The organism is Pannonibacter phragmitetus DSM 14782 (assembly GCF_000382365.1).
GTDB classification, from domain to species: Bacteria; Pseudomonadota; Alphaproteobacteria; order Rhizobiales; family Stappiaceae; genus Pannonibacter; species Pannonibacter phragmitetus.
This window is the reverse complement of record NZ_KB908215.1, coordinates 79,864-104,986: the sequence shown is the minus strand read 5'-3', so window position 1 is coordinate 104,986 and position 25,123 is coordinate 79,864. Positions and strand designations below refer to the sequence as shown.

At 64.1% G+C, this 25,123-nt stretch carries 17 protein-coding genes; 13 read left to right on the top strand and 4 right to left on the bottom strand.

Features of this window, described 5'->3' with window-relative positions; genetic code table 11:
• The first annotated feature begins 152 nt into the window (after positions 1 to 152).
• The 11 genes from H163_RS0100525 to H163_RS0100475 all read left to right on the top strand — a co-directional run bounded on the left by H163_RS0100525 (position 153) and on the right by H163_RS0100475 (position 17,230).
• The gene (locus H163_RS0100525; protein WP_026355290.1) at positions 153 to 1,067 is read left to right on the top strand and encodes a branched-chain amino acid ABC transporter permease; all 915 of its coding nucleotides are present in this window, start codon (positions 153 to 155) and stop codon (positions 1,065 to 1,067) included.
• Entirely contained in the window at positions 1,067 to 2,050 is a 984-nt protein-coding gene (locus tag H163_RS0100520) for a branched-chain amino acid ABC transporter permease (RefSeq protein ID WP_019962577.1), read from the top strand. The genes H163_RS0100525 and H163_RS0100520 overlap by 1 nt, the downstream gene beginning before the upstream one ends.
• Positions 2,047 to 2,802: an ABC transporter ATP-binding protein gene (locus H163_RS0100515; protein WP_019962576.1), complete on the top strand. Its 756-nt coding sequence runs from the start codon at positions 2,047 to 2,049 to the stop codon at positions 2,800 to 2,802. Before H163_RS0100520 ends, H163_RS0100515 begins: the two co-directional genes overlap by 4 nt.
• Positions 2,796 to 3,497 carry an ABC transporter ATP-binding protein gene (locus H163_RS0100510; RefSeq protein WP_019962575.1) on the top strand — a complete coding sequence of 234 codons (702 nt, stop codon included), beginning with the start codon at positions 2,796 to 2,798 and terminating at the stop codon, positions 3,495 to 3,497. Before H163_RS0100515 ends, H163_RS0100510 begins: the two co-directional genes overlap by 7 nt.
• Positions 3,484 to 4,302 (top strand): aspartate dehydrogenase, encoded by an 819-nt coding sequence (locus H163_RS0100505; RefSeq protein ID WP_019962574.1) that lies wholly within the window; start codon positions 3,484 to 3,486, stop codon positions 4,300 to 4,302. The genes H163_RS0100510 and H163_RS0100505 overlap by 14 nt, the downstream gene beginning before the upstream one ends.
• Positions 4,303 to 4,342: 40 nt before the next feature.
• Positions 4,343 to 5,218: an alpha/beta hydrolase gene (locus H163_RS0100500; protein WP_019962573.1), complete on the top strand. Its 876-nt coding sequence runs from the start codon at positions 4,343 to 4,345 to the stop codon at positions 5,216 to 5,218.
• A 128-nt stretch (positions 5,219 to 5,346) separates the two neighbouring features.
• Positions 5,347 to 6,597, top strand: coding sequence for a lytic murein transglycosylase (locus H163_RS0100495; RefSeq protein ID WP_019962572.1), 1,251 nt, complete (start codon positions 5,347 to 5,349; stop codon positions 6,595 to 6,597).
• A 31-nt stretch (positions 6,598 to 6,628) separates the two neighbouring features.
• Positions 6,629 to 7,300: a ParA family partition ATPase gene (gene parA / locus H163_RS0100490; protein ID WP_019962571.1), complete on the top strand. Its 672-nt coding sequence runs from the start codon at positions 6,629 to 6,631 to the stop codon at positions 7,298 to 7,300.
• Between the two features lie 245 nt (positions 7,301 to 7,545).
• Positions 7,546 to 13,083 carry an alpha-2-macroglobulin family protein gene (locus H163_RS0100485; protein WP_115336415.1) on the top strand — a complete coding sequence of 1,846 codons (5,538 nt, stop codon included), beginning with the start codon at positions 7,546 to 7,548 and terminating at the stop codon, positions 13,081 to 13,083.
• A gap of 304 nt (positions 13,084 to 13,387) precedes the next feature.
• Entirely contained in the window at positions 13,388 to 15,595 is a 2,208-nt protein-coding gene (gene pbpC, locus H163_RS0100480; RefSeq protein ID WP_019962569.1) for a penicillin-binding protein 1C, read from the top strand.
• Positions 15,596 to 16,066: 471 nt separating this feature from the next.
• Positions 16,067 to 17,230 carry a porin gene (locus H163_RS0100475; protein WP_019962568.1) on the top strand — a complete coding sequence of 388 codons (1,164 nt, stop codon included), beginning with the start codon at positions 16,067 to 16,069 and terminating at the stop codon, positions 17,228 to 17,230.
• A 226-nt stretch (positions 17,231 to 17,456) separates the two neighbouring features.
• On the opposite strand, the gene H163_RS0100470 is transcribed toward H163_RS0100475, so the two are convergent.
• Entirely contained in the window at positions 17,457 to 18,338 is an 882-nt protein-coding gene (locus tag H163_RS0100470) for an alpha/beta fold hydrolase (RefSeq protein WP_019962567.1), read from the bottom strand.
• Positions 18,339 to 18,564: 226 nt separating this feature from the next.
• Between H163_RS0100470 and dapA the strand changes: the two genes are divergently transcribed.
• Both dapA and smpB read left to right on the top strand, forming a co-directional pair.
• Positions 18,565 to 19,443: a 4-hydroxy-tetrahydrodipicolinate synthase gene (gene dapA, locus H163_RS0100465; protein ID WP_019962566.1), complete on the top strand. Its 879-nt coding sequence runs from the start codon at positions 18,565 to 18,567 to the stop codon at positions 19,441 to 19,443.
• A gap of 280 nt (positions 19,444 to 19,723) precedes the next feature.
• The gene (gene smpB, locus H163_RS0100460; RefSeq protein ID WP_019962565.1) at positions 19,724 to 20,200 is read left to right on the top strand and encodes an SsrA-binding protein SmpB; all 477 of its coding nucleotides are present in this window, start codon (positions 19,724 to 19,726) and stop codon (positions 20,198 to 20,200) included.
• Between the two features lie 775 nt (positions 20,201 to 20,975).
• On the opposite strand, the gene parC is transcribed toward smpB, so the two are convergent.
• The 3 genes from parC to era form a co-directional block, all read right to left on the bottom strand.
• On the bottom strand, positions 20,976 to 23,225 hold the full coding sequence (gene parC, locus H163_RS0100455) for a DNA topoisomerase IV subunit A (RefSeq protein WP_019962564.1): 2,250 nt from the start codon (positions 23,223 to 23,225) through the stop codon (positions 20,976 to 20,978).
• 93 nt (positions 23,226 to 23,318) lie between these two features.
• Positions 23,319 to 24,083, bottom strand: a complete 765-nt coding sequence (recO, locus tag H163_RS0100450; protein WP_019962563.1) for a DNA repair protein RecO — start codon at positions 24,081 to 24,083, stop codon at positions 23,319 to 23,321.
• Positions 24,084 to 24,125: 42 nt separating this feature from the next.
• A complete protein-coding gene (era, locus tag H163_RS0100445) occupies positions 24,126 to 25,040 on the bottom strand; it encodes a GTPase Era (RefSeq protein ID WP_026355288.1) in 915 nt (304 codons plus the stop codon).
• Positions 25,041 to 25,123: the final 83 nt, after the last annotated feature.

Here is a 25,123-nt window from a genome sequence, read left to right as displayed (position 1 = left end):
CCGCGCCGGATCTGTTTCACGGCACAAGCGCATCCGGTTCCCGGCCTCAACCTCAGGCCTGCCGGGTGCGGCCAGCCGGACGTCCGCCACGGGCGCCGGACTGCACCTCTGTGCCTTGCCAGTCATAGTTCTGACAATTACCGGACGGGCGGATGATCCTAGTACTCGAGCAATTGCTGAACGGCCTTCAGTACGGCGTCATGCTGTTTCTGCTGGCGGCCGGGCTGACGCTGATTTTCGGCATTATGGGGGTGATCAACCTCGCCCATGGGTCGCTCTACATGGTGGGCGCCTATGCGGGCACTTGGGTGGCGGGGGAGACGGGCAGCTTCTGGCTCGGTATTCCCGCAGCCCTTGGCGCCGCTGCCCTCACCGGCCTTGCCATCGAGGCGCTGGTGATCCGCAAGCTCTACAGCCGTGATCATCTGGATCAGGTGCTGGCGACCTTCGCGCTCATTCTGATGTTCAACCAGATCATTGTCATGCTGTTCGGCCGCTCACCGGTCTTCACGCTGCTTCCCTCCGGCTTCGATGGATCGGTGGAACTGCTGCCGGGGCTTTACTATCCGCCGTACCGGCTGCTGATCATCGGCACGGGGCTTCTGGTGGCGGTGGGGCTCTATTTCCTCATCAACCGCACCCGCATCGGCATGCTGGTCCGGGCAGGCTCGACGAACCGCGAGATGGTTCGGGCGCTGGGCGTTGATATCCGCCTGCTCTACACCGTGGTCTTCGGCCTTGGTGCGCTGCTGGCGGGGCTGGCCGGCTACATGGCCGGTCCGATCCTGGCCGTGCAGGTGGGCATGGGCGAGCAGATCCTGCTGGCGACTTTTGTTGTGGTCGTCATCGGCGGGGTCGGATCGATCCGGGGCGCATTCGTGGCGGGCATCGGTCTTGGTGTCATCGACACCTGCCTGCGCGCCTTCCTGCCGGGGCTCCTGCGCAATTTCATGGCCGGGCCGGAAGCCGATGCGCTTGGCACCGGCATTTCGTCGATGGGGATCTACCTGCTGATGGCCCTTGTCCTTCTTGTCCGGCCCAAGGGCCTGTTTGCAGCGGGGTCGTGATGCGCAAGCCTATCCTTGCCCTTCTGCTCGTCGTCTTTCTCGCCGCCATTCCCGCGCTCACGGCCGAATTCGGCCAGGCCTCGCTGCTGGCGCTGGCAACACGCATTCTCATCTATGGCATGGCCGCTGCCAGCCTCAATTTCGTGCTCGGCTATGGCGGCATGGTCAGCTTCGGACACGCTGCCTTCTTCGGCATCGGCGCCTATGTGGTGGGCATTCTCGCCACCCACCATTCCAGCGGCGAGCCGCTGTTCGGCTTCATTCCCGGCACGGATCAGATGCTGATCACCCTGCCGGTGGCGGTTCTGGTGGCCGGGTTCTTCGCGGCGGTCATCGGCTCTCTGTCGCTGCGCACCGGCGGCGTGCAGTTCATCATGATCACGCTCGCCTTTGCGCAGATGCTGTTCTTCCTGTTCGTTTCGCTGAAGGCCTATGGCGGCGAGGACGGCATCATCATCCGCCGCAGCAACGAGCTGCCGGGACTCAACATGCGCGACAGGGCCACCTTCTATTACGTGGTGCTGGCCATAACCGTCCTGTTCTTCTTCGGCCTGCGCCGCCTGACGCAGTCGAGCTTCGGTGCGGTGATTTCCGGCATCCGCCAGAACGAGCGGCGCATGGCCGCCCTCGGCATCCCGGCCTACCGCTACAAGCTCTACGCCTTCGTGCTGTCGGGCATGGGTGCGGGGCTTGCCGGGGCGCTGATGGCCAACTTCCTGCGCTTTGCCTCGCCGGACATGATGCACTGGACCAAATCGGGCGAGCTGATGATCATGGTCATCCTCGGCGGTGTCGGCACCCTGTTTGGCCCCTTCCTTGGCGCAGGCGCCTTTCTGGTGCTGGAAACATTCCTCGCGCAATGGTCCGAACACTGGCCTCTGGCGCTTGGCCTGATCCTGCTGCTGCTGGTGCTGGGCACACGCGGCGGCCTGCAGGCCCTCATCGCCCGCGTGTCACGTCTTGTCAGGGGAGGCGGCCAATGAGCGTCATCCTGTCCATAGAGGGGCTGGTGAAAACCTTCGGCGGCCTCATTGCCACCGATCACGTTAGCCTGGATGTGCGCGAGGGCGAGATCCACGCCCTCATCGGCCCGAACGGGGCGGGCAAGTCCACCCTGATCAACCAGCTCTGCGGCGAACTTGTCTCCGATGAAGGCTCCATCAAGCTGGCGGGGCAGGAGATTTCCGGTCTCAAGGTGCCGGAGCGCGTGGCGCTCGGCCTTGGGCGCACGTTCCAGATCACCAGCCTGCTCGACGAGATGACCGTGCTAGAGAACATCGGCATGGCGATCCAGGTGCGCGAGTGCCACAATTTCCGCATCTTCGATCTCGTCCGCGGCCGCCGTTCCGTCTGGGACGAAGCGGAGGAGCGGGTGGCATCCAGCGGCCTTGCCGGGCGGGGCAGGGTGCGTGTGTCCGATCTCTCCCATGGCGAGAAGAAGCAGCTGGAACTGCTGGTGGCCCTTGCCATGAAGCCGCGCCTCCTGCTGCTGGACGAACCCATGGCCGGTCTTGGCCATGTGGAAAGTCAGGCCATGATCGGCATGCTGAACGAGACGCGCAAGAGCGCTGCGATGCTGCTGGTGGAGCATGACATGGAGGCGGTCTTTGCGCTTGCCGACCGTATCTCTGTGCTCGTCTATGGCCGCATCATCGCCAGCGGCACGGTGGACGAGATCCGCAACAATCCGGCCGTGCGTGAGGCCTATCTCGGAGCGGAGGACGAACTGTGCTGAGCGTCTCCAACCTTCAGGCCGCCTATGGCAAGAGCCAGGTTCTGTTCGACATCAATCTTGAGATCCGCGAGGGCGAGGTGGTGACGCTCATGGGCCGCAACGGCATGGGCAAGACCACCACCGTCCGCTGCATCATGGGGCTTCTGGCCCCGCGCGGCGGCGCCATCCAGTTCGAGGGCGTGGCCACCGCAGGCCTTGCGCCGGAGCGCATTGCCCGGCTCGGGGCAGGGCTGGTGCCGGAAGGGCGCCAGATCTTCCCCACGCTGAATGTGCGCGAGAACCTTGTCGCCACCGCCTCCAACCGGCTGAAGCGCAAGGACCCCTGGACGCTGGAGCGGGTCTATGACCTGTTCCCCCGCCTCAGGGAGCGGGCGCACCAGATGGCGGCCACCCTGTCCGGCGGCGAGCAGCAGATGCTGGCCGTGGGCCGCGCGCTGATGACCAACCCGCGCCTGCTGATCCTTGACGAGGCGACCGAAGGGCTTGCCCCGGTCATCCGCACGGAAATCTGGCACTGCATCGAGCACCTCAAGCGCGAGGGTCAGTCAATCCTGCTGATCGACAAGAACCTCTCGGTTCTCAAGCGCCTTGCCGACCGGCACTATGTGGTCGAGAAAGGCCGTACGGTCTGGAGCGGTACGGGGGAGGACATGGACCGGGATGCTGAACAGGTGCAGGCCTATGCAGGGCTCTGAGCTGGCCGTCGCCCTCATCGGCTGGGGCGCCATCGCCCGCCGGGTGGCGGCGGTTCTGGCTGAGCGCAAGGCGCCGGTCCGTATTGTTGCGGTTGCCACCCGTGATGCGGCTGCAGATCTTGCGGGGCTGCCGGACGGGTGCCGCCACATCAGTTCTGCGGAAGAGCTGACGGAGGGGGCAGGGCAGAGGCCGGGCCTCGTGCTGGAAGCCGCAGGGCGGGAGAGCGTCGCCCCGTTTGGCCGAGCTGCCCTTGCGGCCGGCATGGACTTTGCCGTTTCCTCCACATCGGCCTTCGTGGAGGGGGATCTTCTGGACGAACTGCTGGCGCTGGCCGCACGCACCGGCGCCCAGATCCTCGTGCCCCCCGGCGCCCTCGGCGGCATTGATGCACTGGCCGCAGCCTCCCGGCTGGGGCTTGATCATGTGCGTCACGAGATCATCAAGCCCCCTGCCGCATGGCAGGGCACACCGGCCATGGCGGCCTGTGATCTGGACCATCTCACCTCGGCCCACACCTTCTTCACTGGCACCGCCCGGCAGGCGGCAGCCGCCTATCCGCAAAATGCCAATGTTGCCGTCATCTCCGCCATGGCCGGGCTCGGTCTCGACCGGACGGAAGTGGCGCTGGTGGCAGACCCGGCGGCTGCCGGAAATGCTCACCGCCTCACGGCCAGCGGCGCCTTCGGCAGCATGGAACTGATGCTGAGCAACAAGCCGCTCGCCTCCAATCCGAAATCCTCCGAAATGACCGCCCTGTCGCTGGTGCGCCTGATCGAGAACCGCGCGGGCGCGCTGGTGCTCTGACGCGGGCAGTGCCGCAGCTTCTGCTTGAAGGAATTGAGCCATGTCCGACGTTCCTGCCACTGCCTCCACCCTGATTGCCGAAGGCGCCTGGCCGCGCGACCGGCTTGACGTGGATTACACCGCGAAGAACTGCGTCACGCCCGAGCAGTTTGCGCAGATCATCGCGGAGTACGGTAGCCGCTCCCGCCCGGCTAAGGCGATGGCCGGGGCAAAGCTCGATCTTGTCTATGACGCAGCAAGCGGCGGGAAGCTCGATCTTTACGGCACCCGCGCGGGCGAGCTGCGGCCTCTGCTGGTCTTCATCCATGGCGGCTACTGGCGGGCTCTGTCGAAGGACCAGTCGGCCTTCATGGCACCGCTGCTGGCCGACCTTGGCATTGCCACCGCCGTGCCGGATTACACACTCGCTCCCGCCGTTTCGCTCACCGAAATCACCCGCCAGATGCGTGCGGCCCTTGCCTGGCTCTGGCATCAGGCGGAAAGCCTCGGCATCGACCGCAACCGCATTGTGGTCACCGGCAGCTCTGCCGGCGGGCATCTGGCCGGAACACTGATGATGAACGGCTGGCAGCAGGCGTTTGATCTGCCGGGGCAGGTGCTGAAAGGCGCGCTGCCGCTCAGCGGCCTGTTCGAACTGGCGCCCATTGCAGGAAGCCATGTGCAGGACTGGATGAGCCTGACCCCGCAGGAGCTTGAAACCCTCAGCCCCTTGCGCGCACCGGCAGGCGCGCCTGCCTCGGTGGTTGCGGTTGCAGAGCACGAGGTTTCCGGCTTCCACCGCCAGACCCGCGCCTATGCCACGGCGCTCGGTGCTCCGGAACTGGTGGTGCCCGGCCGCAATCATTTCGACATCGTCTTCGATCTCTGCGATCCGGCGAGCAACCTTTCTTCTGCGCTGATGCGCCTGTTGCGCTGACATCTCCACCTTTCGGCCAATTTGCATCGCAGCATCTCACATCGCCACGGCAAATCCGCTAGACTTGCCGCTGGCAGGTGATTTGCGGCACGGCGCAGGGTGGGGGCATCCGGCGTCCGGCGAGGAGAATGACGGTGCGGCTGAGGCAGGTTCTGGCGGGTGAATTTCGTGGAAGTGGCTTTCTGGCGGGCAAAGGCCGTGCCGCTTGCGGCCTGGTGGCGGCTGCGGTGCTCGGCAGTTTCGCCGGTGTTGGAGAGGCCCGCGCGCTTGGCAGCTGCCTTGAACGGCTGAAGAACGATGCGGTGGCAGCAGGCGTGCGGCCCGAGATCGCCGCCCGCATGCTCGACGGAGCCAAGACGGACGAGCGCGTTCTGCGCTTTTCCACCAGCCAGCCGGAATATGAAACGCCGATCTGGGACTATATGGCAACCCTGGTGGACGAGGAGCGCATCCGCGACGGCAAGGCCCTGCTGCAGCAGCATAAAACAGTGCTGGCTGCCGTTGAAAAGGCCTATGGCGTCGAGGCGCATGTGGTTGTCGCCGTCTGGGGTATCGAGAGCGACTTCGGCAAGTCCATGGGCGATTTCTATACGCCTCATGCCTTGGCGAACCTTGCCTGTGCCGGAAGCCGCCGCTCCAAATATTTCCGCGATGAGCTGATCAAGACCCTGCAGATTGCCAGCCGGGGCGATGTGCCGCCGGAGAAGTTCATCGGCTCTTGGGCCGGAGCCTTCGGTCAGACCCAGTTCATGCCCACCACCTATATCCGCCTTGCCGTGGACTTTGACGGCGATGGCCGCAAGGATCTGGTCGGCACCACCGCCGATGCGCTGGCCTCCACCGCCAATTTCCTCAAGGACGCAGGCTGGCAGCAGGGCCGGGCCTGGGGCTACGAGGTACGCCTGCCGAAGGACTACAAGGGGCCTGTCGGCCGCCGTGACAAGGCAAGTCTCGACAACTGGGCCCGGCGCGGCATCCGCCGTCTCGATGGCAAGCCCCTGTCCGGCGGCACGGAGGCGGGGCTGATCCAGCCCGCTGGCGCCAATGGCCCGGCCTTCCTTGTCACCCGCAACTTCGACGCCCTGTTCTCCTACAATGCCTCGCAGTCCTATGGCCTTGCGATTGCGCTTTTGTCGCAGCTGATCTCGGGCGGAGAGCCTTTTGCAGCGGCCTGGCCGACGGAAGATCCCGGCCTTTCCCGCGCCAAGCGGCTGGAATTGCAAAAGCTTCTGGCGCGCGGCGGGTTTTATGACGGCGAGGTGGATGGCCGTATCGGCCCGGCAACCCGTGAGAGCATCAAGAAGGCGGAACAAAACTTTGGCTTGCCTGTAACGGGCAGACCGGGTTACCGCATCTATCAGGCTCTTGGCGGCCAGTAGGCTGCCGCAGATCGCTTGCGCGGGGGCAGGAATGACGGGACATATTCTGACAGTCGCCCAGCAGAAGGGTGGATCGGGCAAGACCACCCTGACCGCGCATGTGGCATCCGGGTTCCTGAACGGTATCGTGACGGGACTGCCCATGGGGCTGAGGGTCGCCATTCTGGATGTGGACCCGCAAGGCTCGCTCGGCACCTGGTATGAAGCGCGCGAGCGCAAGCTGGGTGAGGAGACGACCGGCATCACCCTGCGCACCGCCAGCGGCTGGGGCGCGCGGCGTGAGGCCAAGGCGCTCGCCCGGGACCATGACTTCGTCATCATTGACACGCCGCCGAAGACCGATGTGGACGCAAGGCCGGCCATCGATGCGGCCGAACTGGTGCTGGTGCCGGTGCAGCCGACCCCGGTGGACCTGTGGGCCACGGGCCAGACCTTCCAGATGGCAAAGCGTGAGGACACACCCGCATTCCTGATCCTCAACCGGGTGCCGCCGCGTGCGGCCCTGACGGTGGATGTGGAAGAAGCCATCCGGGCGCAGGGGCTGGAGCGGCTGGCGCCGATGCTCGGCAACCGCACCGGTTTTGCCGCTTCCATGGGCGAGGGGCTGACCGTGTTCGAGACCGATCCGCGCGGCAAGGCGGCGGCGGAAGCTGCCAGCCTGATGCAGGCCATCGCTGCGCTGCTTGGTCCGAAGGCCGAATAACGGACGGACCCGTTCAGCCGGGCTCTTCGAGTGTCTCGCATCAGCCATGCCATCGCCCAAAATGTGATCTGCATCGCTTGACGCGGAGGGGGGCTGCCGCGATGCTTCCGGTGGATTTTTTGAGGTCATTTTGCCCCGTTTGGGGCGTCTGGGGTTTTGCTGTGCCGGCAGGTTTTGGCCGGCAGGCAATGTTGCGGCGGTTCGAACGGCCTGAAACCGTCAGAAACCGCCCGGGAGGCACTATCATGCAGATTTTGAAGCGGATGTTCACGCCGGAAGGATGGAGCGCGGCTCCGGTTCCGGCCTTCGTGCGCCACGGCTTCGCAGCGCTTCTGGCGGCATCGGTGATTCTGCCGCTGACCGGAGTGGCGCCAGCCGCAGCCCAGCAGCAGCGCATCGTGCAGGTGCCCAATGCCGATTATTTCGGGGGGGACTACCGCACGGTCAAGGACGTTGACATCGCCACCTGCGAGACTGCCTGCCTTGATGACCGCCAGTGCAAGGCCTTCACCTACAACACCTCCGCCCGCTGGTGCTTCCTGAAAAACACGCAGGGCGAGCTTCAGGCCTTCAACGGGGCCATCGCCGGCCGTGTGGTCGAGGTCAAGGCCTCTTCCAAGGCCACCGTTGCCGAGCGGCGGGCGGAGCTGAGCTTCGTTTCCAACTACTACATGGAAGAAGCCCAGCGTTATGCCTCGCAGGTGACCCGGACCAGCACCCCGGCCAGCACCCCTGTCGAGACCCAGTTGCAGCAGGCCGAACAGGACCTGTTGATGAGCTCCTATACGCAGGCGCAGGCGGCCTTCAGCTCGCTTCTGGCCGTGGATACGGCCAACAGTGCCGCATGGACCGGCCTGTCTCTGGCGCAGGTCAACCAGCAGCCGGACGACTGGGAGCAGCGCATGGCCCTGCGCCGCAACAGCATTTCGGCGGCGGTCAATGGTTATCTCAACGCCGCTGACAGCGGGCAGCAGGGTGCTGCGCTGGAGGCGCTGTCGCGGGCCTTTGCCCTGTCGCAGGAGTGGAAGCCTGCGATCCGCAGCCTGCGCAAGGCGCGCGATCTGAACCCGGCAGATTCGCCTCTCGCCGAACGTTACCAGCAGATGGTGGCGGACCATGGCTTCCGCATTCTCGATCACCGGGTTGATGCAGATGCTGCCGAGCCGCGCATCTGCGTGATTTTCTCCGATGAGCTGGAGAAGAACAGGGACTTTTCCGACTTCCTGAAAGTGCAGGGCGGCAACGGCACGGCGGTTGCCGCTGACGGTTCGCAGCTCTGTGTCACCGGTGTGCGCCATGGCCTGCGCTATGAAGTGCAGGTGCGTGCAGGCATCACCGCCAATGATGGCGAGAAGCTGGAACGCTCCGCCCGCCTCGAACTCTACATCCGCGACCGTGCGCCGTCCGTGCATTTCCTTGGCCGTGCCTATGTGCTGCCGAAGGGCAAGGATGCGACGATTCCGGTCGTTTCCGTCAACAGCACGGAAGTCGCGCTGGAAATCTTCCGCATCGGCGACCGCGGCCTTGTGGACGTGGTGCGTGACGAGCGTTTCATGCGCCAGCTGTCCTACTATGACAGCAGCCAGCTGGAAGATGAGCTTGGCGAGAAAGTCTGGTCCGGCGTTGTCGAGACAGCCAGCCCGCTCAACGAGGACGTGACGACGGCGATCCCGCTGGAGGACATGGGCCTTGAGCTGAAGCCGGGCGTCTATGCCATGTCGGCGAAGTCGAAGCTCGACAAGACCGACGAGTGGAGCAGCAAGGCCACCCAGTGGTTCATCGTCTCCGAAATCGGCCTCAGCTCCTATTCGGGCACGGAAGGCGTGATTGCCTCGCTGCGCTCGCTCTCCGATGCCAAGCCGATGGCAGGCGTGACAGTCCGCCTCGTTGCCGTCAACAATGAGGTGCTGGGCGAGGCCGTCTCCGATGCCAACGGCCTTGCGGCCTTTGCTGCGGGCCTGTCGCGTGGCCGCGGCGGCCGGGCTCCGGCGCTGGTCGTTGCTGAAACAGAGCAGGGCGACTACTCCTTCCTCGACCTGCGCAAGCCTGCCTTCGATCTGTCCGACCGTGGCGTCGAGGGGCGTCCGGCTCCGGGGCCGCTGGATGTGTTCAGCTGGACTGACAAGGGCATTTACCGCTCGGGTGAGACGGTGCACGCCCAGGCGCTGCTGCGCACGGCCAAGGCCGATGCCCAGACGGATCTGCCGCTGACCTTCATCTTCATCCGGCCCGATGGCGTCGAGTACTCCCGCACCGTGATCAATGACGGTGGTCTGGGCGGCTATCTTCAGGACCTGTCCCTCCCGGCCGGCGTGCAGCAGGGCTCCTGGACGCTGCGTGTCCATCTGGACCCCAAAGGCAACGCGCTCGCAGAGAAGACCTTCCTCGTGGAGGACTATCAGCCGGAACGCGTAGACTACACGCTGAAGGCATCGGCCGAGGCGCTGAGCCTTGCCCGTCCGGTGGACGTGACCGTGGAAGGGCGGTTCCTCTATGGCGCCCCGGCGGCCAACCAGACGCTTGAGGGCGAGATCATCGCTGCCCCGGTCCGCAACCTTGCGGGTTTCCCCGGCTATGTCTTTGGCCTTGCGGACGAGGGTATCTATCCGGAACGCGCCAGCCTGCCCGAAGGCCTTGCGACCGACGAAAACGGTGTGGTGACGTTCCCGCTCTCCCTGCCGCAGCTGCAGCCCACCTCAGGGCTCTACACCTCGACGCTGATCACCCGTCTGGTGGAAGCTGGCGGACGCTATGTAGAGCGCAGCCTTGATCTGCCGGTTCTGCCCGGCGGTCCGCGTATTGGCGTGAAGCCTCTGTTCTCCGGTGGCGTCGATGAAGGCGGCCCGGCGGATTACGAGATCGTGCTCGTCGATGAAAACGGCAAGCAGATTGCAGGCAAGGACATCAACTGGACCCTGTCGCGCATCGACCGCCGCTATCAGTGGTACCGCAGCGATGGCCAGTGGAACTTCGAACCGGTGACCTCCAGCGAGCGGGTGTCCTCCGGCAAGATCGACGTTCCCTCTGACAGCCCGGCGCGGCTCTCCCTGCCGGTCAACTGGGGTGAGTACAAGCTGGAAGTCTCGCTCGGCGGCAATCAGCCGGCTGAGACCAGCGACACCTTCTCGGCCGGCTGGTACTCGGCTGGCGGCTCGTCCGACACGCCGGACCGGCTGGACGTGGGCCTCGACAAATCCGCCTACCGCCCCGGCGAAACGGCCATCCTGCGCCTGAAGCCGAAGACGGAAGGCGTTGCCATCATCAATGTGTTCGCTGATGGCCTGCTGGAAACGAAAACCGTCGAGGTGGATGGCTCGGAAACCGAAGTCAGCCTGACAGTGACCGATGACTGGGGGGCAGGCGCCTATGTGACCGCAACCCTGCTGCGGCCGATGGACATTGACGCCAAGCGCATGCCTGCCCGCAGCCTCGGCCTTGCCTGGGGGCAGGTGGAAGCGGGTGACCGGAAGCTGGCGGTGGAGATCACCGCACCGGACACCATGCGCCCGCGCCAGGAACTTGCCGCAACCCTGAAGCTTGCCAACCTGCCGGCTGGCGAAAAGGCCTATCTCACGCTCGCTGCCGTGGATGTGGGCATCCTCAACCTTACGGGCTACAAGGCACCGGAGCCCAGCTCCTGGTACTTCGGCCAGCGCCGCCTCGGCATCGAGATCCGTGACCTTTACGGCCAGCTGATTGACCGCACCGCCGGCACACGCGGCACGGTGCGCTCCGGTGGCGACGGCGGCTCCGGCCTCAAGGCCCCGCCGCCCGACGAGGAGCCGGTGGCCCTGTTCTCCGGCATCGTTGAAGTCAGCGATGACGGCACTGCGGCTGTCACCTTCAACGTGCCGGACTTCAACGGAACCCTCAAGCTGATGGCCGTTGCCTGGTCCGCCAGCGGCGTGGGCGAAGCCAGCCGCGACGTGCAGGTGCGTGATCCGGTGGTGATGAGCACCAGCCTGCCGGCCTTCATGGCGCCGGGGGATACTTCGCGCATCCTGATCGAGATCGACAATGTGGATGGTCCTGCCGGGTCCTACGAGCTGGTGACCAGCATCGATGGGCCGGTGGAGCTGGAAGACGGCCAGACCACCCGTACGGTGGAGCTCGCCAAGGGCGGCAAGCTGGAACTGCGCCTGCCCGTAAAGGCCATGGAGGCGGTGGGTGATGCGGCCATTGATCTGGCCATGTCCGGGCCGGAAGGCACCACGGCATCCAAGTCCCTGAAGCTTGGCGTGCGCGATACCCAGCCCTATTCCACCCAGACGGAGACGATCGAACTTGGGGCCGGCGAGGAACTGGTGCTGGACAGCGCCACCCTCGAGGGTTTCCATGCGGACACCGCGTCTGTCAGCCTTGCCATTGGTGGCAAGGCAAATATTGACGTGACCGGGCTGCTCGACGCGCTCGACCGCTATCCCTATGGCTGCACCGAACAGACGACGAGCCGCGCCCTGCCGCTGCTGTATCTGAACGAAGTGGCGGAGGATGCGGGGCTTGGCACCGATCCCGAGCTGCGTGAACGGGTCGTCAATGCCATTGCCCGGGTGCTGGCGAACCAGAACTCTTCCGGTTCCTTCGGCATGTGGAACAGCTATGGCGAAAGCGACACCTGGCTCGACGCCTATGTAACGGACTTCCTCGTGCGTGCCCGTGAAAAGGGCTATGACGTGCCGGATGTGGCCTATACCGCGGCGCTCGACAGCCTGCAGAACCGTGTCTCCTACGCCAATGACTTCTCGTCGGGCGGGGAGGGCATTGCCTATGCGCTTTATGTCCTGTCACGGACTGGCCGGGCCTCCATCGGTGATCTGCGCTACTATATGGACGTGAAGTTCGAGGACTTCTCCACCCCGCTTGCCAAGGCGCAGGTCTCCGCCGCTCTCGCTCTTTACGGCGAACAGCAGCGTTCGGCCCGCGGTTTTGAAAAGGCTGCCGATGCCCTGCCGCTGGAGCGGGCCGGCATCTTCCGCGCGGACTATGGCTCGCCGGTGCGCGATGCTGCCGGCATTCTGACCTATATGTCGGAAGCCGGGCAAAGCAAGGCGAGCAGCCCGGTGGCGGACTTCATCGCCGGAAAGCAAGAGGTCTCTGCCTACAACTCCACGCAGGAAATGGCATGGATGCTGATGGCTGCCCGTCAGGCAAATGAAGATGCCCGTAAGTCCACCTTCTCCGTGGACGGGCAGGAACAGACGGGCCGTCTGGGCTGGCGCTTCACCGGGGCTGATGTGTCAGATGAAGCTGTCACCTTCGCCAATACGAGCGGCAGGCCGCAGCGTGTTATGCTGACCGTGACCGGCCAGACGACCGAGCCGCTGCCGGAAGGCGGTGAGGGCTTTGCCATCTCCCGCAAGATCTATGATCTGGACGGGGCCGAGGTTGATCCTGCAGCCGTGCCCTATAACAGCCGCCTTGTGGTGGTGATCGAAGTGGAGCCGCTGACGGAAAACAATGGCCGGCTGATCGTGGTGGACCGCCTGCCGGGTGGCCTTGTCATCGACAATCCGCGCCTTGTCCGCTCCGGCGATCTGGGGGCACTGTCCTGGCTGAACACCATCGACATGCCAGACCATGTGGAGTTCCGTCAGGACCGCTTCGTGGTCTCCGTTGACCAGCGCCGCTTCGGCGATCCCGTGCTGACCTTCGCTTATCTGGCGCGGGCCGTGACGCCGGGCTCCTATGCTCATCCGCCCGCCACGGTGGAGGACATGTATGTCACCAGCCGCTACGGCGTGACGGCCACAAGCCGGTTCGAGATCCTCGGGCCGGTGCGCTGAGCGGGGGAGGGGAGGCCCCCTCTCTTCCCTGCTGAAACGGCACTGTTCACTTTGGACGCACGGAGAAGGATTGGGCCTTCGTTTTGCCGCAGCGCCCCTCTCCCCCCTTGAGGGGGAGATGTCAGCGCAAGCTGACAGAGGGGGGTAGCTGCGCCTCAATACGGCAGGATCTCTCTGTCGCGGACAGTCCGTCACCCCCCTCTGCCCCCTGCCGGGGGCATCTCCCCCTCAAGGGGGGAGAGGAGCTGGAGCCTGACTGGCAGTCTGTTGTAAACACTGCCTGCTGAAACGGGATGAGCCAGTCATGACCGATGGCGAAGACAAGCTGGTTCAATCATCTGAACTTTCCGGGCGGGAGACCTCCTGCCCGGACAGCAAACCGCCGCGCAGGCGCATCAGGCGCCGCCGCTTCTGGCTAATGGGCTGTGTTGCCGGGCTGGTTCTTGCCACAGCCGGGGCTGGGGCCTTGCAGGTGGCGCTCGATGTGGCGGCGGTGCCCTCTGCCCGCAAATATGATGATCTGTCCGTTTCCCGGACAGTGCTCGACCGCAATGGCGATCTGCTGCGCGCCTTCACCGCCTCTGACGAGCGCTGGCGCCTGCCGGTGGACGTCACCGCCGTCGATCCTCTTTATATACGGATGCTCATCGCCTTCGAAGACAGGCGCTTCCGTGATCATGGCGGCGTTGATCCTCTGGCGCTGGCCCGCTCGCTCGGCCAGATGCTGATGGCGGGGCGCATCATCTCCGGCGGTTCCACCCTCACCATGCAGACCGCGCGTCTTGCCCGCGAGGCAGACACGCGCAGCCTGTCCGGCAAATATCAGCAGATGATGGCCGCACTGGCCATGGAGCGGGATCTGTCCAAGGACGAGATTCTGCGGCTCTATCTTCTGCGCGCGCCCTTCGGCGGCAATCTGGAAGGCGTGCGGGCGGCAAGCCTCGTCTGGTTCGGCAAGGAGCCGGGCCGCCTGACGCCGGCAGAAGCTGCGCTGCTCGTCGCCCTGCCGCAGGCGCCTGAAGCCCGCAGGCCGGACCGGTCGCCAGAGGCTGCCCGTGTGGCGCGGGACCGGGTGCTGGACAGGGCCGTAGAGGCCGGTGTTCTGGATGAAGAAGAAGCAGCCGCCGCCAAGGGCGAATCTGTTCCTTCCGTCCGCCGCGCCATGCCGATGATCGCCCCGCACCTGACCCGCCAGGTGGTGAGCGCCAATCCTCAGGCCCTGGAGCAGCGCCTGACCATTGACCGCAATCTGCAGCAGTCGCTCGAAGCCCTGCTGGCCTCGAAAGTGCGGGGCGGCAATTCCCGCCTTTCCGCCGCAGCCCTTGTGGCCGATCACACCACGGGCGAGATTCTGGCCTGGGTCGGCTCGCCCGGCCTTGAGGAAGAAAGCCGTCAGGGGCACGTGGACATGGTCACCGCCGTGCGTTCCCCCGGCTCGGCGCTGAAGCCCTTCATCTATGGGCTGGCCTTCGAGGAGGGCGTCGCTCACCCGGAAAGTTATATCGAGGACCGGCCCGTCCGCATTGGCGGCTACACGCCGACAAACTTTGACATGTCGTTTCAGGGCACGGTGACCGTACGCGAGGCCTTGCAGCTATCCCTCAACATTCCCGCAGTCCGGCTGCTGGATGCGGTGGGACCTGCCCAGCTGACGGCGCGCATGCGCCGCGCGGGCGTCGAGCCGGTTCTGCCCTCAGGCATTGCGCCGGGGCTGGCCATTGGTCTTGGCGGCGTTGGCCTCAGCCTCAAGGACCTCGCAACGCTTTATGCGGACCTTGCCAGCGGCGGCAAGGCGATGCCGCTGCGCTATGACATGAAGGCTGCCGCCCGTCCCTCGGGCCTGCCGCTGCTGGAGCCTGCGGCCGCCTGGTATGTCGGCGATGTTCTTCTCGGCGTGCCGCGGCCCGATTCGAGCGGTGAAGGCGAAATCGCCTTCAAGACCGGCACGGCCTATGGCTACCGGGATGCGGTGGCGGCCGGATTCGATGGCCGCCACGTGGTGGCCGTCTGGACCGGACGGCCTGATGGCACGCCGGTGCCGGGCATGACCGGCATCAATTCTGCCGCACCGATTCTCTTTGAGGCGTTCCAGCGGCTCGGGGCCAAGCGCATTCCCCTGCCGCAGCCGCCTGCCGGTGTGCTGCAGAGCGCCAATGCCGGATTGCCTCTGCCGCTGAAGGAAGCACGTGTCCGTTCGCTCGACAGCGGAGGACCCGTTGCAACGCATTCTGCTGGAACACAGCCAGCACAGAAGAGTGCAGCACTGCGAATCGCCTATCCGCCCGATGGTGCAGAGGTCGAACTTGGTCTTGCATCAGACCGGAATGCGGCGCTGGTGGTGAAACTTCAGGGCGGCCGCGGGCCTTATGCCTGGTTTGCCAACGGGCGCCCTGTCGGAACCGGCCAGTTCATGACCAGCCTCGCCTGGGCGCCAGACGGTCCGGGCGATTCTGTCATCACAGTCGTGGATGCGGATGGCCGCAGCGACCGGATCAGTGTCCGCCTGCACTGAACCCAGCAGATCTTCAGCGCTTGCCTTGCGGCCACGAACGGCGGAAACCGCCTGCTGTTGCCGCTGTGCCGCGCCGAATCCGCTCTGCGGGACATTCTTTCAACAGGGGCGCAGCTGCAGATTAACCAGGGAAGAAACGGATTCGTAAGGGTTTTTCCGCCCAGATCCGGCCTCACTGGTTACGGGAATCTTAAGATCGCCCCCAAAGTCGTGACTTTCGTGCAACACCGCATTTTGAAAGCGGCCCCGGACCGGGGTGGGAGGGTGTTTCGAGGTTGAACGAAAAACGAGGATGGGTATGGTCACTGTGCGAGCGGCCTCCGGGTCGCACTGGATTGCCGTCCAAGGACTATTCATACCTCCGGCCGGTGGCAATATCAGAACAATTCGCGGGGATCGGTGGAATTCGATTGTAGCCCAAGAGGGCGGCGGCGATGAACACCATTGATTGACTGATTTGGAGGTCAGAAAATGAACCTTAAGAGCATTCTGCTCGGCGCGGCTGCTGCCGCTGCTGCTGCCACCACCGCACAGGCCGCTGATCTGCCGGTCGCTCCGGAGCCGGTTGACTACGTTCGCGTTTGCGACGCTTTCGGCACGGGCTTCTTCTATATCCCGGGTACCGAGACCTGCCTCCGCGTTGGCGGCCGTATCCGCGCTGACTTCTACTTCAACGACTTCGGCGACAGCAACGCTTCCGGTTCCAACGCTTGGGACCAGCGTACCGATGCCGGCACCTCGACCCGCGCTCGTGGCTACATCCGTCTGGATGCACGCACCAACACCGAATACGGTCTGGTTCGCGCCTACATCGACACCTACTTCACTGCCAACTCTGGCATTGGTGACTCCTCTTCGACTGGCACCACGCTCGACAAGGCGTTCATCCAGTTCGGAAGCTTCACCTTCGGCCGCACTACGTCCTTCTTCGACTACTTCACCGGTGGCGCCTTCAACGGCCCGATCGGTCACGTCTGGTCTGACAAGGGCTCGACTTGGGTTGCTGCTTACACCGCTGCTTTCGGCAACGGCATCAGCGCAACCCTGTCAGTTGAAGATGGCACCTACCGCCAGATCGGCACCACTGGTCACCGCGCTCCGGACCTCGTCGCAAACCTGCGCGTCGACCAGGGTTGGGGTTCCGCTCAGATCATGGGTGCTCTGCATGAAGCACGCCTTGCTCCGACCGCTTCCAAGACCAAGGTTGGCTACGCAATCGGCGCTGGCGTGACCTTCAAGCTGCCGATGATCGCAGCCAAGGACTCCATCTCCTTCCAGGCTCAGTATGCTGACGGCGCTATCTCCTACGCCGGTGCTCCGAGCATCACCGGCCTGCAGGACGCGTACTTCTTCGGCGGCACGACCAAGACCACCAAGGCTTGGTCGGTCAGCGGTGGTCTGACCCACTACTGGACCTCGCAGTGGTCGACCAACATCGACGCTTCCTACGCCAAGATCGACCTGCCGTTCGGCTTCAACGATGCGACCCAGTGGGGCGTTTCGGGCAACCTGGTTTGGGAGCCGGTCTCCGGTCTCATCTTCGGTGGCGAGCTCGAGTACCGCAACCGTTCGATCAAGAACAGCCCGGACAAGGACTCCATCGCTGGTATGTTCCGCGTTCAGCGCACGTTCTAATCAGATCCTCTGGATTTGATGGAAACCCCGCAGCGAAAGCTGCGGGGTTTTTCTTTGTTCAGGAGGATGTGCGGTCACAATGACCGCGTTGCCTTGGCATCGCCCCAACCCTGCATATTACTGTGACATGATCAGGCTGCTGGTCTGCGGTATGCAGGTCCCCTCGTGGCGGCGGGTTTCAAGCGGAAGATGCGGAAGACGCAGTGTCAGGTGCGTCTGCGGCCACTCAACCGTCCACTCTTGTCCGCAGAAAGTCCTCTATCGCTCTCTGGCTCAGACTGTCCCACAAAAGCGGCGCGTGGCCCTCGTCTGGGATGGTCAGGCTTGAGAGGTCCGGATGTGTGGCGGCCATGTCCTTTAGCGTGGCTTGCGTCAGCAGCCGGGAATTGGCGCCGCGCAGCACGAGAACCGGCCTGTCCAGCAACGGGGCGAACAGGGGCCAGAGTTCGGGCCAGGGCGTATCGGCGGTGATCGCCTCCATCGGCTTGTCCAGCGCAGGGTCGTGGTCAAAGATCACCCCTTCAGCGGTGGCTTTGCCGGCCTGCCTCGCAAATTTCAGCCAGCCGGCATCGTCGATCTTCGGGAAATCACGGGCGAGGGCGCTCTTCAGTGTGGCTGCCACGTCCTCGAAGCTGGCATAGACCCGGCGCGCGGCAAAGCTGTCGCGGATTTCGAGGAGCGCGCCAAGTTCGATTCGCGGTCCCACATCGTTGAGGATCGCCGCACAGAAGATCTCACGCGGGATTTGCGCTGCCATCATCATGGCATGCAGCCCGCCGCGGGAGGTGCCCAGCACCGCAAATCGGGGCAGGGCGGCCTGTGCCAGAAACAGCGCAATGTCAGCGGCTTCTACGGGCAGGCTGTAGTTGGTCCAGTTCGGGTCCCAGTCGCTGCGCCCGCGCCCGCGATAGTCGAGCGCATAGACCTTGCGGCCATTGGCGGCCAGAGCCTGCCCCACATCCGCAAAATCCCGGGTGTTGCGGCTGAGGCCCGGAAGGCAGATCAGCGGCACGGCGCCGGGCACTTCAACAGGCGGATGCCAGACGCATCCGGCCAGTCTCAGCCCGTCGGCGGCCGTCCAGTGGAAGTCTTCTGCCGTAATGCTCATAATCTCTCCCCGGCTGCCCGGCCGCTTGCTGCCGGTTTGCAGCCACCATTTGCGGATGCTGCAGGAGCAGCCATGCTACCTTGCTGCAACAGGTGTGCAAGGCCTGTCCGCAAGCGCAATCTGATGCCGTCTAAGCCATTGCCGCAAGGCCACTTGCACATTATTGTGCCGGACCATTCCCGCCTGAAATCTGCGGGAAAACAAAGTCCAACAAGGAATTCTGAAAATGTTCAAGGGATCGATACCAGCGCTGATCACTCCGTTCCGGAATGGCGCGGTCGATGAGAAACGCTTTCAGGATTTTGTGGACTGGCAGATCAAAGAAGGCAGCTCCGGCCTCGTTCCGGTGGGCACCACGGGCGAAAGCCCGACGCTGACTCATGACGAGCACAAGCGCGTGATCGAACTCTGCATCGAGGTGACGGCCGGCCGCGTGCCGGTGATTGCCGGTGCCGGTTCCAACAACACCACCGAGGCAATCGATTTCGCCCGCCATGCGGAAAAGGCCGGCGCAGATGCGCTGCTGGTGGTGACGCCGTATTACAACAAGCCGAACCAGGCGGGCCTCAAGGCGCATTTCCGGGCGATTGATGATGCTGTGGGCATCCCCATCATCATGTACAATATCCCGGGCCGCTCGGTCATCGACATGACGCCGGAGACCATGGCGGAGCTGTTCAGCACCTGCCGGAACATCAAGGGTGTCAAGGACGCGACCGCGAACATGGCGCGCGTCACCATGCAGCGCAAGGCCTGCGGCCCGGACTTCCTCCAGCTCTCGGGCGAGGACATCACGGCGCTCGGCTTCAACGCTCATGGCGGGCAGGGCTGCATTTCGGTGACGGCCAATGTCGCGCCGAAGCTGTGTGCCGATTTCCAGGCCGCCACGCTGCGCGGTGACTATGCCGCCGCGCTCGCCATCCAGGACCGGCTGGGCCCGCTCCACAACGCGCTCTTCATCGAACCGAATCCGACGGGCGTCAAATATGCCCTGTCGCTTCTCGGCAAGATCGAGAACGAAGTCCGCCTGCCGCTTGTGCCGGTTTCGCCGGAAACGCAGGCCCAGATCCGCGATGCCATGGTGCACGCGGGCCTGATCAACTGAGATAGAGTGACCGGAAGGGCCTGCAATCGCCCTTCCGGTCTGATCTTTCGGGAATTTCTTTCCGTAGTCATCCCGGACGCAGCGAAGCGGAGATCCGGGACCGGTGGGCCAAGGCGCACCAGTTATGGCTCTGGAGAAAAACAACTTGCCCCCCCGGCTCACCGGTCCCGGCTCGCGCTGCGCTTGGCCGGGATGACGAAGGAGGGGCGGGTTGTGTTGATAAACTGACCGGAAGGGCCGGGATGTGGCCCTTCCGCGTCCATGCAGGGAAGATGTGACCATGGCGCCCAAGTCTGGCGGCCCCGCCCGGACGGTTGTTTCGGACAACAGGAAGGCGCGGTTCAACTACGAGATCGAGGACGTTCTGGAAGTCGGCATCGAGCTGCGCGGCACGGAAGTGAAAGCCTTGCGCGGCGGCAAGGCCAACATTCAGGAATCCTACGCGGCGGAGAAAGACGGCCAGATCTGGCTCTACAATTCCTATCTGCCGGAGTACCTTCAGGCCAACCGTTTCAACCACGAGCCGCGCCGTCCGCGCCGCCTGCTGCTGCACAAGCGCCAGATCGCCAAGCTGGCAGCAGCCGTGGCCAAGGAAGGCAAGACGCTGGTGCCGTTGAAGATCTATTTCAACGAGCAGGGCCGCGCCAAGCTGGAGCTCGCCCTTGGCCGCGGCAAGAAGCTGCACGACAAGCGCGAAACCGAAAAGGCCCGCGACTGGGCCCGCGAAAAGGGCCGCTTGCTGAAGTCTGGCAGCTAAGGGCTGACAGCTGAGAGCTGACTGGAGACTGCTTCAGCTGACGCGCCTGCCTTGTGCAAACCTTCTGGAAAACCCTGTGTCCAAGCCTGTTGGCAGCTTGTGAAAGAGTTGTTGGCAGGCTGTGGATATGTTGTGGATGAAACTCATAGCGGCACGATCATGCTCATGCTCATGCGCATGCGCATGAGCATGAGCAAGACGCCGCCACCTGTGACTGAACACACCGTATTCGTCATCCCATGACTTGATCATGGGATCCACGCCGTTCCGTTTCAGGTTGCGCCTTGTGGCATTCCAGTGCGATTTGGAAGGTCTTTGCTCTTGGATGGGCAATGGAATGGATGCCATGATCAAGTCATGGCATGACGGAGTGTGTGATTTTTGTGGGGAGGCTGGTTGAAACGCTGCTTCGGTCTTGCCCGATCCGGATTTGACCTGCTTTGGGCAGGCTTTGGAGCCGCATTGGGCCATTCGCCTGTCACTGACCACACCGTATTCGTCATCCCATGACCTGATCATGGGATCCATACCGTTCCGCTTCAGCTTGCTCCTTGCGTCATTCCGGCGTGACGAGGAACGCCTCTATCCTTGGATGGGTAATGGAATGGATGCCATGATCAAGTCATGGCATGACGGAGAGTGTGGATTTGGTGCTGGAGAGGTCCAAACGCATCGGGGAGAAGCTTTTCAGCTTCTCCCCGTGTCATTTCATGCCAAGGCTTTCGATGCTGACGCATCACGCCTTGAAAGTGCTCAGCCGCCGCACGGGCTGCTATCAAAGCTTGCCCGTGCCGAACTTGTTGGTGCGGGGGAAGCCGGTGGGGGGCAGGCGGCCCGCCTGGCCCCGGTCGCCACGCCAGTCGGCGAGGTCATCCATGGAGCGGTTGAAGCTGCGGCCCGAGCTGTCGATCCAGACAAGGCCGGCTTCGCCTGAGAAGACCACCGCATCGGCGACGCTGCCATCCCGGTAGCGCTGCAAGCGCACGCCGCGTCCGCGGCCCATTTCCGGCACCTGCGCCAGCGGGAAGACCAGCAGCTTGCGGTTCTGGCCGATGATGGCGACCTGATCGCCCTCCACCGGAATGCAGAGAACCGCTTCGTTGGGCGCGGTGACATTCAGCACCTGCTTGCCCTTGCGCGTGTTGGCAATGACATCGGCCTCCGGCACGATGAAGCCGCGCGCCTCGTCGCTGATCACCATCAGCTTGCGGCCCGGCTTGTGGAGGAAGGCGCAGACAATGTCCTGGCCCTCGTCCATGTCCACCATCAGGCGCACCGGCTCTCCATGCCCGCGCCCGCCCGGCAGGTTGGCGGCGGAAAGGGTGAAGAACTTGCCGGCGGTGGTCAGCAGCAGGATCTTGTCCGTCGTCTCGCCATGGAAGGAGAACTTCAGCTTGTCGCCCTGCTTGAAGGCGACGGTTGCGAGGTCCTGCTGGTGGCCCTTGAGCGCGCGGATCCAGCCCTTTTCCGAGATGATGACCGTGACCGGCTCCTTCTCGATCATGGCCTGCTGGATGTCGCCAATGTCATGGTCCGGCGCTTCGGCCACATCCGTGCGGCGCTTGCCGAGAAGGGTTTCGGGGCCATAGGCCTTGGCGATTTCCGCCGTTTCCCTGGCCAGATTTGCCCACTGTTTGGCATCGGACCCGAGCAGCGCGTTCAGGGCATCCCGTTCGGCACTGAGCTTCTCGTGCTCCTTGCGGATTTCCATTTCCTCAAGCTTGCGCAAGGAGCGCAGGCGCATGTTGAGGATGGCTTCCGCCTGCACGTCGGAGAGGCTGAAGGTGCGCATCAGCGAGGCCTTCGGCTCATCCTCCTCGCGGATGATGCGGATCACCTCGTCGAGGTTCAGGTAGGCGATCAGATAGCCTTCCAGCACCTCAAGCCGGTGCAGGATCTGCGCCAGACGGTGCTGCGAGCGGCGCACCAGCACTTCCTTGCGGTGATCCAGCCACTCGCGCAGAACCTGCTTCAGGCCCATCACCATGGGCACCTTGCCCATGGACAAGACGTTGAGGTTCAGCGGGAAGCGGGTTTCAAGCTCGCTGAGCTTGAACAGGGATTCCATCAGAAGGGCAGGGTCGACGTTGCGCGAACGCGGCACCAGGACGACGCGCACGTCTTCAGCGGATTCGTCGCGCACATCGTCCAGCAGCGGCAGCTTGCGGGCGGTCAGCAGCTCGGCGATCTTCTCGATCAGGCGCGACTTCTGCACCTGATAGGGGATCTCGGTGACGACGACGACCCACTGGCCGCGCCCCAGATCCTCCACGGCCCAGCGGGCGCGGACGCGAAAGCTGCCACGACCGGTCTCATAGGCCTCCAGCAGCCCCTTGGGGTCCTCCACCAGAATGCCGCCGGTTGGGAAATCCGGCCCCTTGAGATAGGCCAGCAGATCCCGCGTTTCGGCTTCCGGGTGCTTGATCAGGTGCTGGGCGGCAAGGCACAGCTCATGGGCATTGTGCGGCGGAATGGAGGTCGCCATGCCCACGGCAATGCCGGAAGAGCCGTTGGCGAGGAGGTTCGGGAAGCCGCCCGGCAGAACCAGCGGTTCGCGTTCTTCGCCGTCATAAGTCTCTCGGAAATCGACCGCATCCTCGTCGAGCCCGTCGAGCAGGCGCTTGGCCGTGTCGGTCAGGCGCGCTTCGGTGTAACGCATCGCCGCCGCGTTATCGCCGTCGATGTTGCCGAAGTTGCCCTGGCCCTCGATCAGCGGATAGCGCTGTGCAAAATCCTGGGCAAGGCGCACAAGGGCGTCATAGACAGCCTGGTCGCCATGCGGGTGATACTTACCGATCACGTCGCCGACCACGCGGGCGCATTTCTTGAAGCCGGCACCGGGGTCCAGCTTCAGAAGGCGCATGGCGTAGAGCAGGCGCCGGTGAACCGGCTTCAGGCCGTCGCGCACATCGGGCAGCGCCCGGTGCATGATGGTGGAGAGGGCATAGGCAAGGTACCGTTCTTCCAGCGCTTCGCGCAGGTTGACGCCTTCAATGCCGCTTGGTGGAATCAGCTCGTTTCCCATGCTGCGAGCCATAGCCCGGATTGGCCCATCCACACAATTCTGCGGGGGTGGAAATGGCAGAATTCTGCAGGTTTTTCCCCGGTCTTGAGCGGTTTATCCGCCAAACCCCATCAGGCCCGCCTGCTCATATGCCTTGGCGAAGGCCGCTGTCATGCCGGTGCGCGTGGTGGAGAGGTCAAGACCGGCGGGACCGGTGACGTGCCGGTCGAGGAAGAAGGCCGTCAGCGTGAAGCCGCCGGAGAGGTCGGTGAAGTTGATTTCCGTGCCGGGCTGGCGCTCACCGTCCACCAGAAATGCAGGCAGGGGCAGCAGCTTGTTCCGGTAGGGGGCGCCAGCATCGCGGCTGACGGCGCGCGCGCTTTTCGGGGAAACATAGGCCAGATCCCATGCCTGTCCCGTGGCCGCACAGCGGCTGAGATCAAGGCCGAAGCCGAGTTCCGTCAGCATCGCCAGTTCATAGCGCACGATCAGTGGACCGGCGATCAGCGGCTCGTGCAGGTGATCCAGCACTACGGTCAGCGCCTGAAAGATGCCCTCATGGGCAGCGCGCTCCGGCAGCAGGCGGGTGAGGGCGGCAAGATGCTGCACGCCGTAGAGTGCCGCAGCTTCCTGCATCAGGAAACCGGCACGCAAGGATAGGCCTTCAACAGAAAAAAGACCAAGCTGGCCAGGCAGGCGGGCGCGCCACGTGAGGCGCAGCGTGTTGCCGGGCTGCAGCAGCGGCGTCATGCGGGGGGAGCGGGCCGAGCGGACAAGGCCGAGATGCCGGCCCTGATGGCGGGTCATCACCTCGGCGACAGCCGCGCTTTCCCCTTGCGGGCGGCAGGAAAGGAGAACGCCGTCATCTGTCCATTCCATCGGCGTGCCACCCGGTTTCCCTGTTCTGTGTCCCGCGCCGGATCAGCGCGGGAATTCCAGCCCCATTTCGCGGTAGCGCTCCGGATCATCGGCCCAGTTCTCGCGCACCTTGACGAAGAGGAACAGATGTACGGGCCGTTCCACGATTTCCGTCAGTTCGGTGCGGGCGGCCTGCGAGATGATCTTGATGGTCTGGCCCTTCTTGCCCAGCACGATGGCCTTCTGGCTGTCGCGCTCCACATAGATCGTCTGCTCGATGCGCACGGAGCCATCCTTGCGCTCTTCCCAGAGCTCGGTCTCGACGGTCGAGACGTAAGGGATTTCCTCGTGCAGGCGCTCGAACAGCTTCTCGCGGGTGATTTCCGCCGCCAGCATGCGCATGGGGGCATCGGAAACCTGATCTTCCGGATAAAGCCAGGGGCCGGGGCGCACTTCCCCGGCGAAATAGGCGAGAATGTCCGAAACGCCATCACCTGTCAGGGCCGAGACCATGAAGGTGCGCTCGAAGGTGACGGTTTCGTTCGCGGTGGTCGCGACCTTTAGAAGTTTCTCCCGATTGGCCACGTCCGTCTTGTTGAGGATCAGCACCTTCTTGCCGGGCATGTTTGCAAGGCGGCCAAGGATGGCTTCCACTTCTTCCGTCAGGCCCTTGCGCGCATCGATCAGCAGGGCCGTCACATCCGCGTCGCGTGCGCCGCCCCATGCGGTGTCGACCATTGCCCGGTCCAGCCGGCGCTTGGGTTTGAAGATGCCGGGGGTATCGACGAAAATGATCTGCGAGGCACCATGCATGGCAATGCCGCGCACGATGGCGCGGGTGGTCTGGACCTTGTGGGTGACGATGGAGACCTTGGTGCCGACCAGCTGGTTGATCAGCGTCGACTTGCCGGCATTCGGCGCGCCGATGAGGGCAACGAAGCCCGCGCGGGTGCCGTCTGCGGTATGAAGGGCGTCCATGTCGGTCCCGGCGGTGCCGGGCAGGTCCTGATCGGTCAAATCTGTCGTCTTTCAAAGTGTCATCCGGCGTGGCGGACAGCAGT

Excerpts from the sequence above, each read along its gene's own strand:
- H163_RS0100525 (WP_026355290.1), top strand. The coding sequence starts at position 153 with ATGATCCTAGTACTCGAGCAATTGCTGAACGGCCTTCAGTACGGCGTC.
- H163_RS0100520 (WP_019962577.1), top strand. The coding sequence starts at position 1,067 with ATGCGCAAGCCTATCCTTGCCCTTCTGCTCGTCGTCTTTCTCGCCGCC.
- H163_RS0100515 (WP_019962576.1), top strand. The coding sequence starts at position 2,047 with ATGAGCGTCATCCTGTCCATAGAGGGGCTGGTGAAAACCTTCGGCGGC.
- H163_RS0100505 (WP_019962574.1), top strand. The coding sequence starts at position 3,484 with ATGCAGGGCTCTGAGCTGGCCGTCGCCCTCATCGGCTGGGGCGCCATC.
- H163_RS0100500 (WP_019962573.1), top strand. The coding sequence starts at position 4,343 with ATGTCCGACGTTCCTGCCACTGCCTCCACCCTGATTGCCGAAGGCGCC.
- H163_RS0100495 (WP_019962572.1), top strand. The coding sequence starts at position 5,347 with ATGACGGTGCGGCTGAGGCAGGTTCTGGCGGGTGAATTTCGTGGAAGT.
- parA (WP_019962571.1), top strand. The coding sequence starts at position 6,629 with ATGACGGGACATATTCTGACAGTCGCCCAGCAGAAGGGTGGATCGGGC.
- H163_RS0100485 (WP_115336415.1), top strand. The coding sequence starts at position 7,546 with ATGCAGATTTTGAAGCGGATGTTCACGCCGGAAGGATGGAGCGCGGCT.
- pbpC (WP_019962569.1), top strand. The coding sequence starts at position 13,388 with ATGACCGATGGCGAAGACAAGCTGGTTCAATCATCTGAACTTTCCGGG.
- H163_RS0100475 (WP_019962568.1), top strand. The coding sequence starts at position 16,067 with ATGAACCTTAAGAGCATTCTGCTCGGCGCGGCTGCTGCCGCTGCTGCT.
- H163_RS0100470 (WP_019962567.1), bottom strand. The coding sequence starts at position 18,338 with ATGAGCATTACGGCAGAAGACTTCCACTGGACGGCCGCCGACGGGCTG.
- dapA (WP_019962566.1), top strand. The coding sequence starts at position 18,565 with ATGTTCAAGGGATCGATACCAGCGCTGATCACTCCGTTCCGGAATGGC.
- smpB (WP_019962565.1), top strand. The coding sequence starts at position 19,724 with ATGGCGCCCAAGTCTGGCGGCCCCGCCCGGACGGTTGTTTCGGACAAC.
- parC (WP_019962564.1), bottom strand. The coding sequence starts at position 23,225 with ATGGGAAACGAGCTGATTCCACCAAGCGGCATTGAAGGCGTCAACCTG.
- recO (WP_019962563.1), bottom strand. The coding sequence starts at position 24,083 with ATGGAATGGACAGATGACGGCGTTCTCCTTTCCTGCCGCCCGCAAGGG.
- era (WP_026355288.1), bottom strand. The coding sequence starts at position 25,040 with ATGGACGCCCTTCATACCGCAGACGGCACCCGCGCGGGCTTCGTTGCC.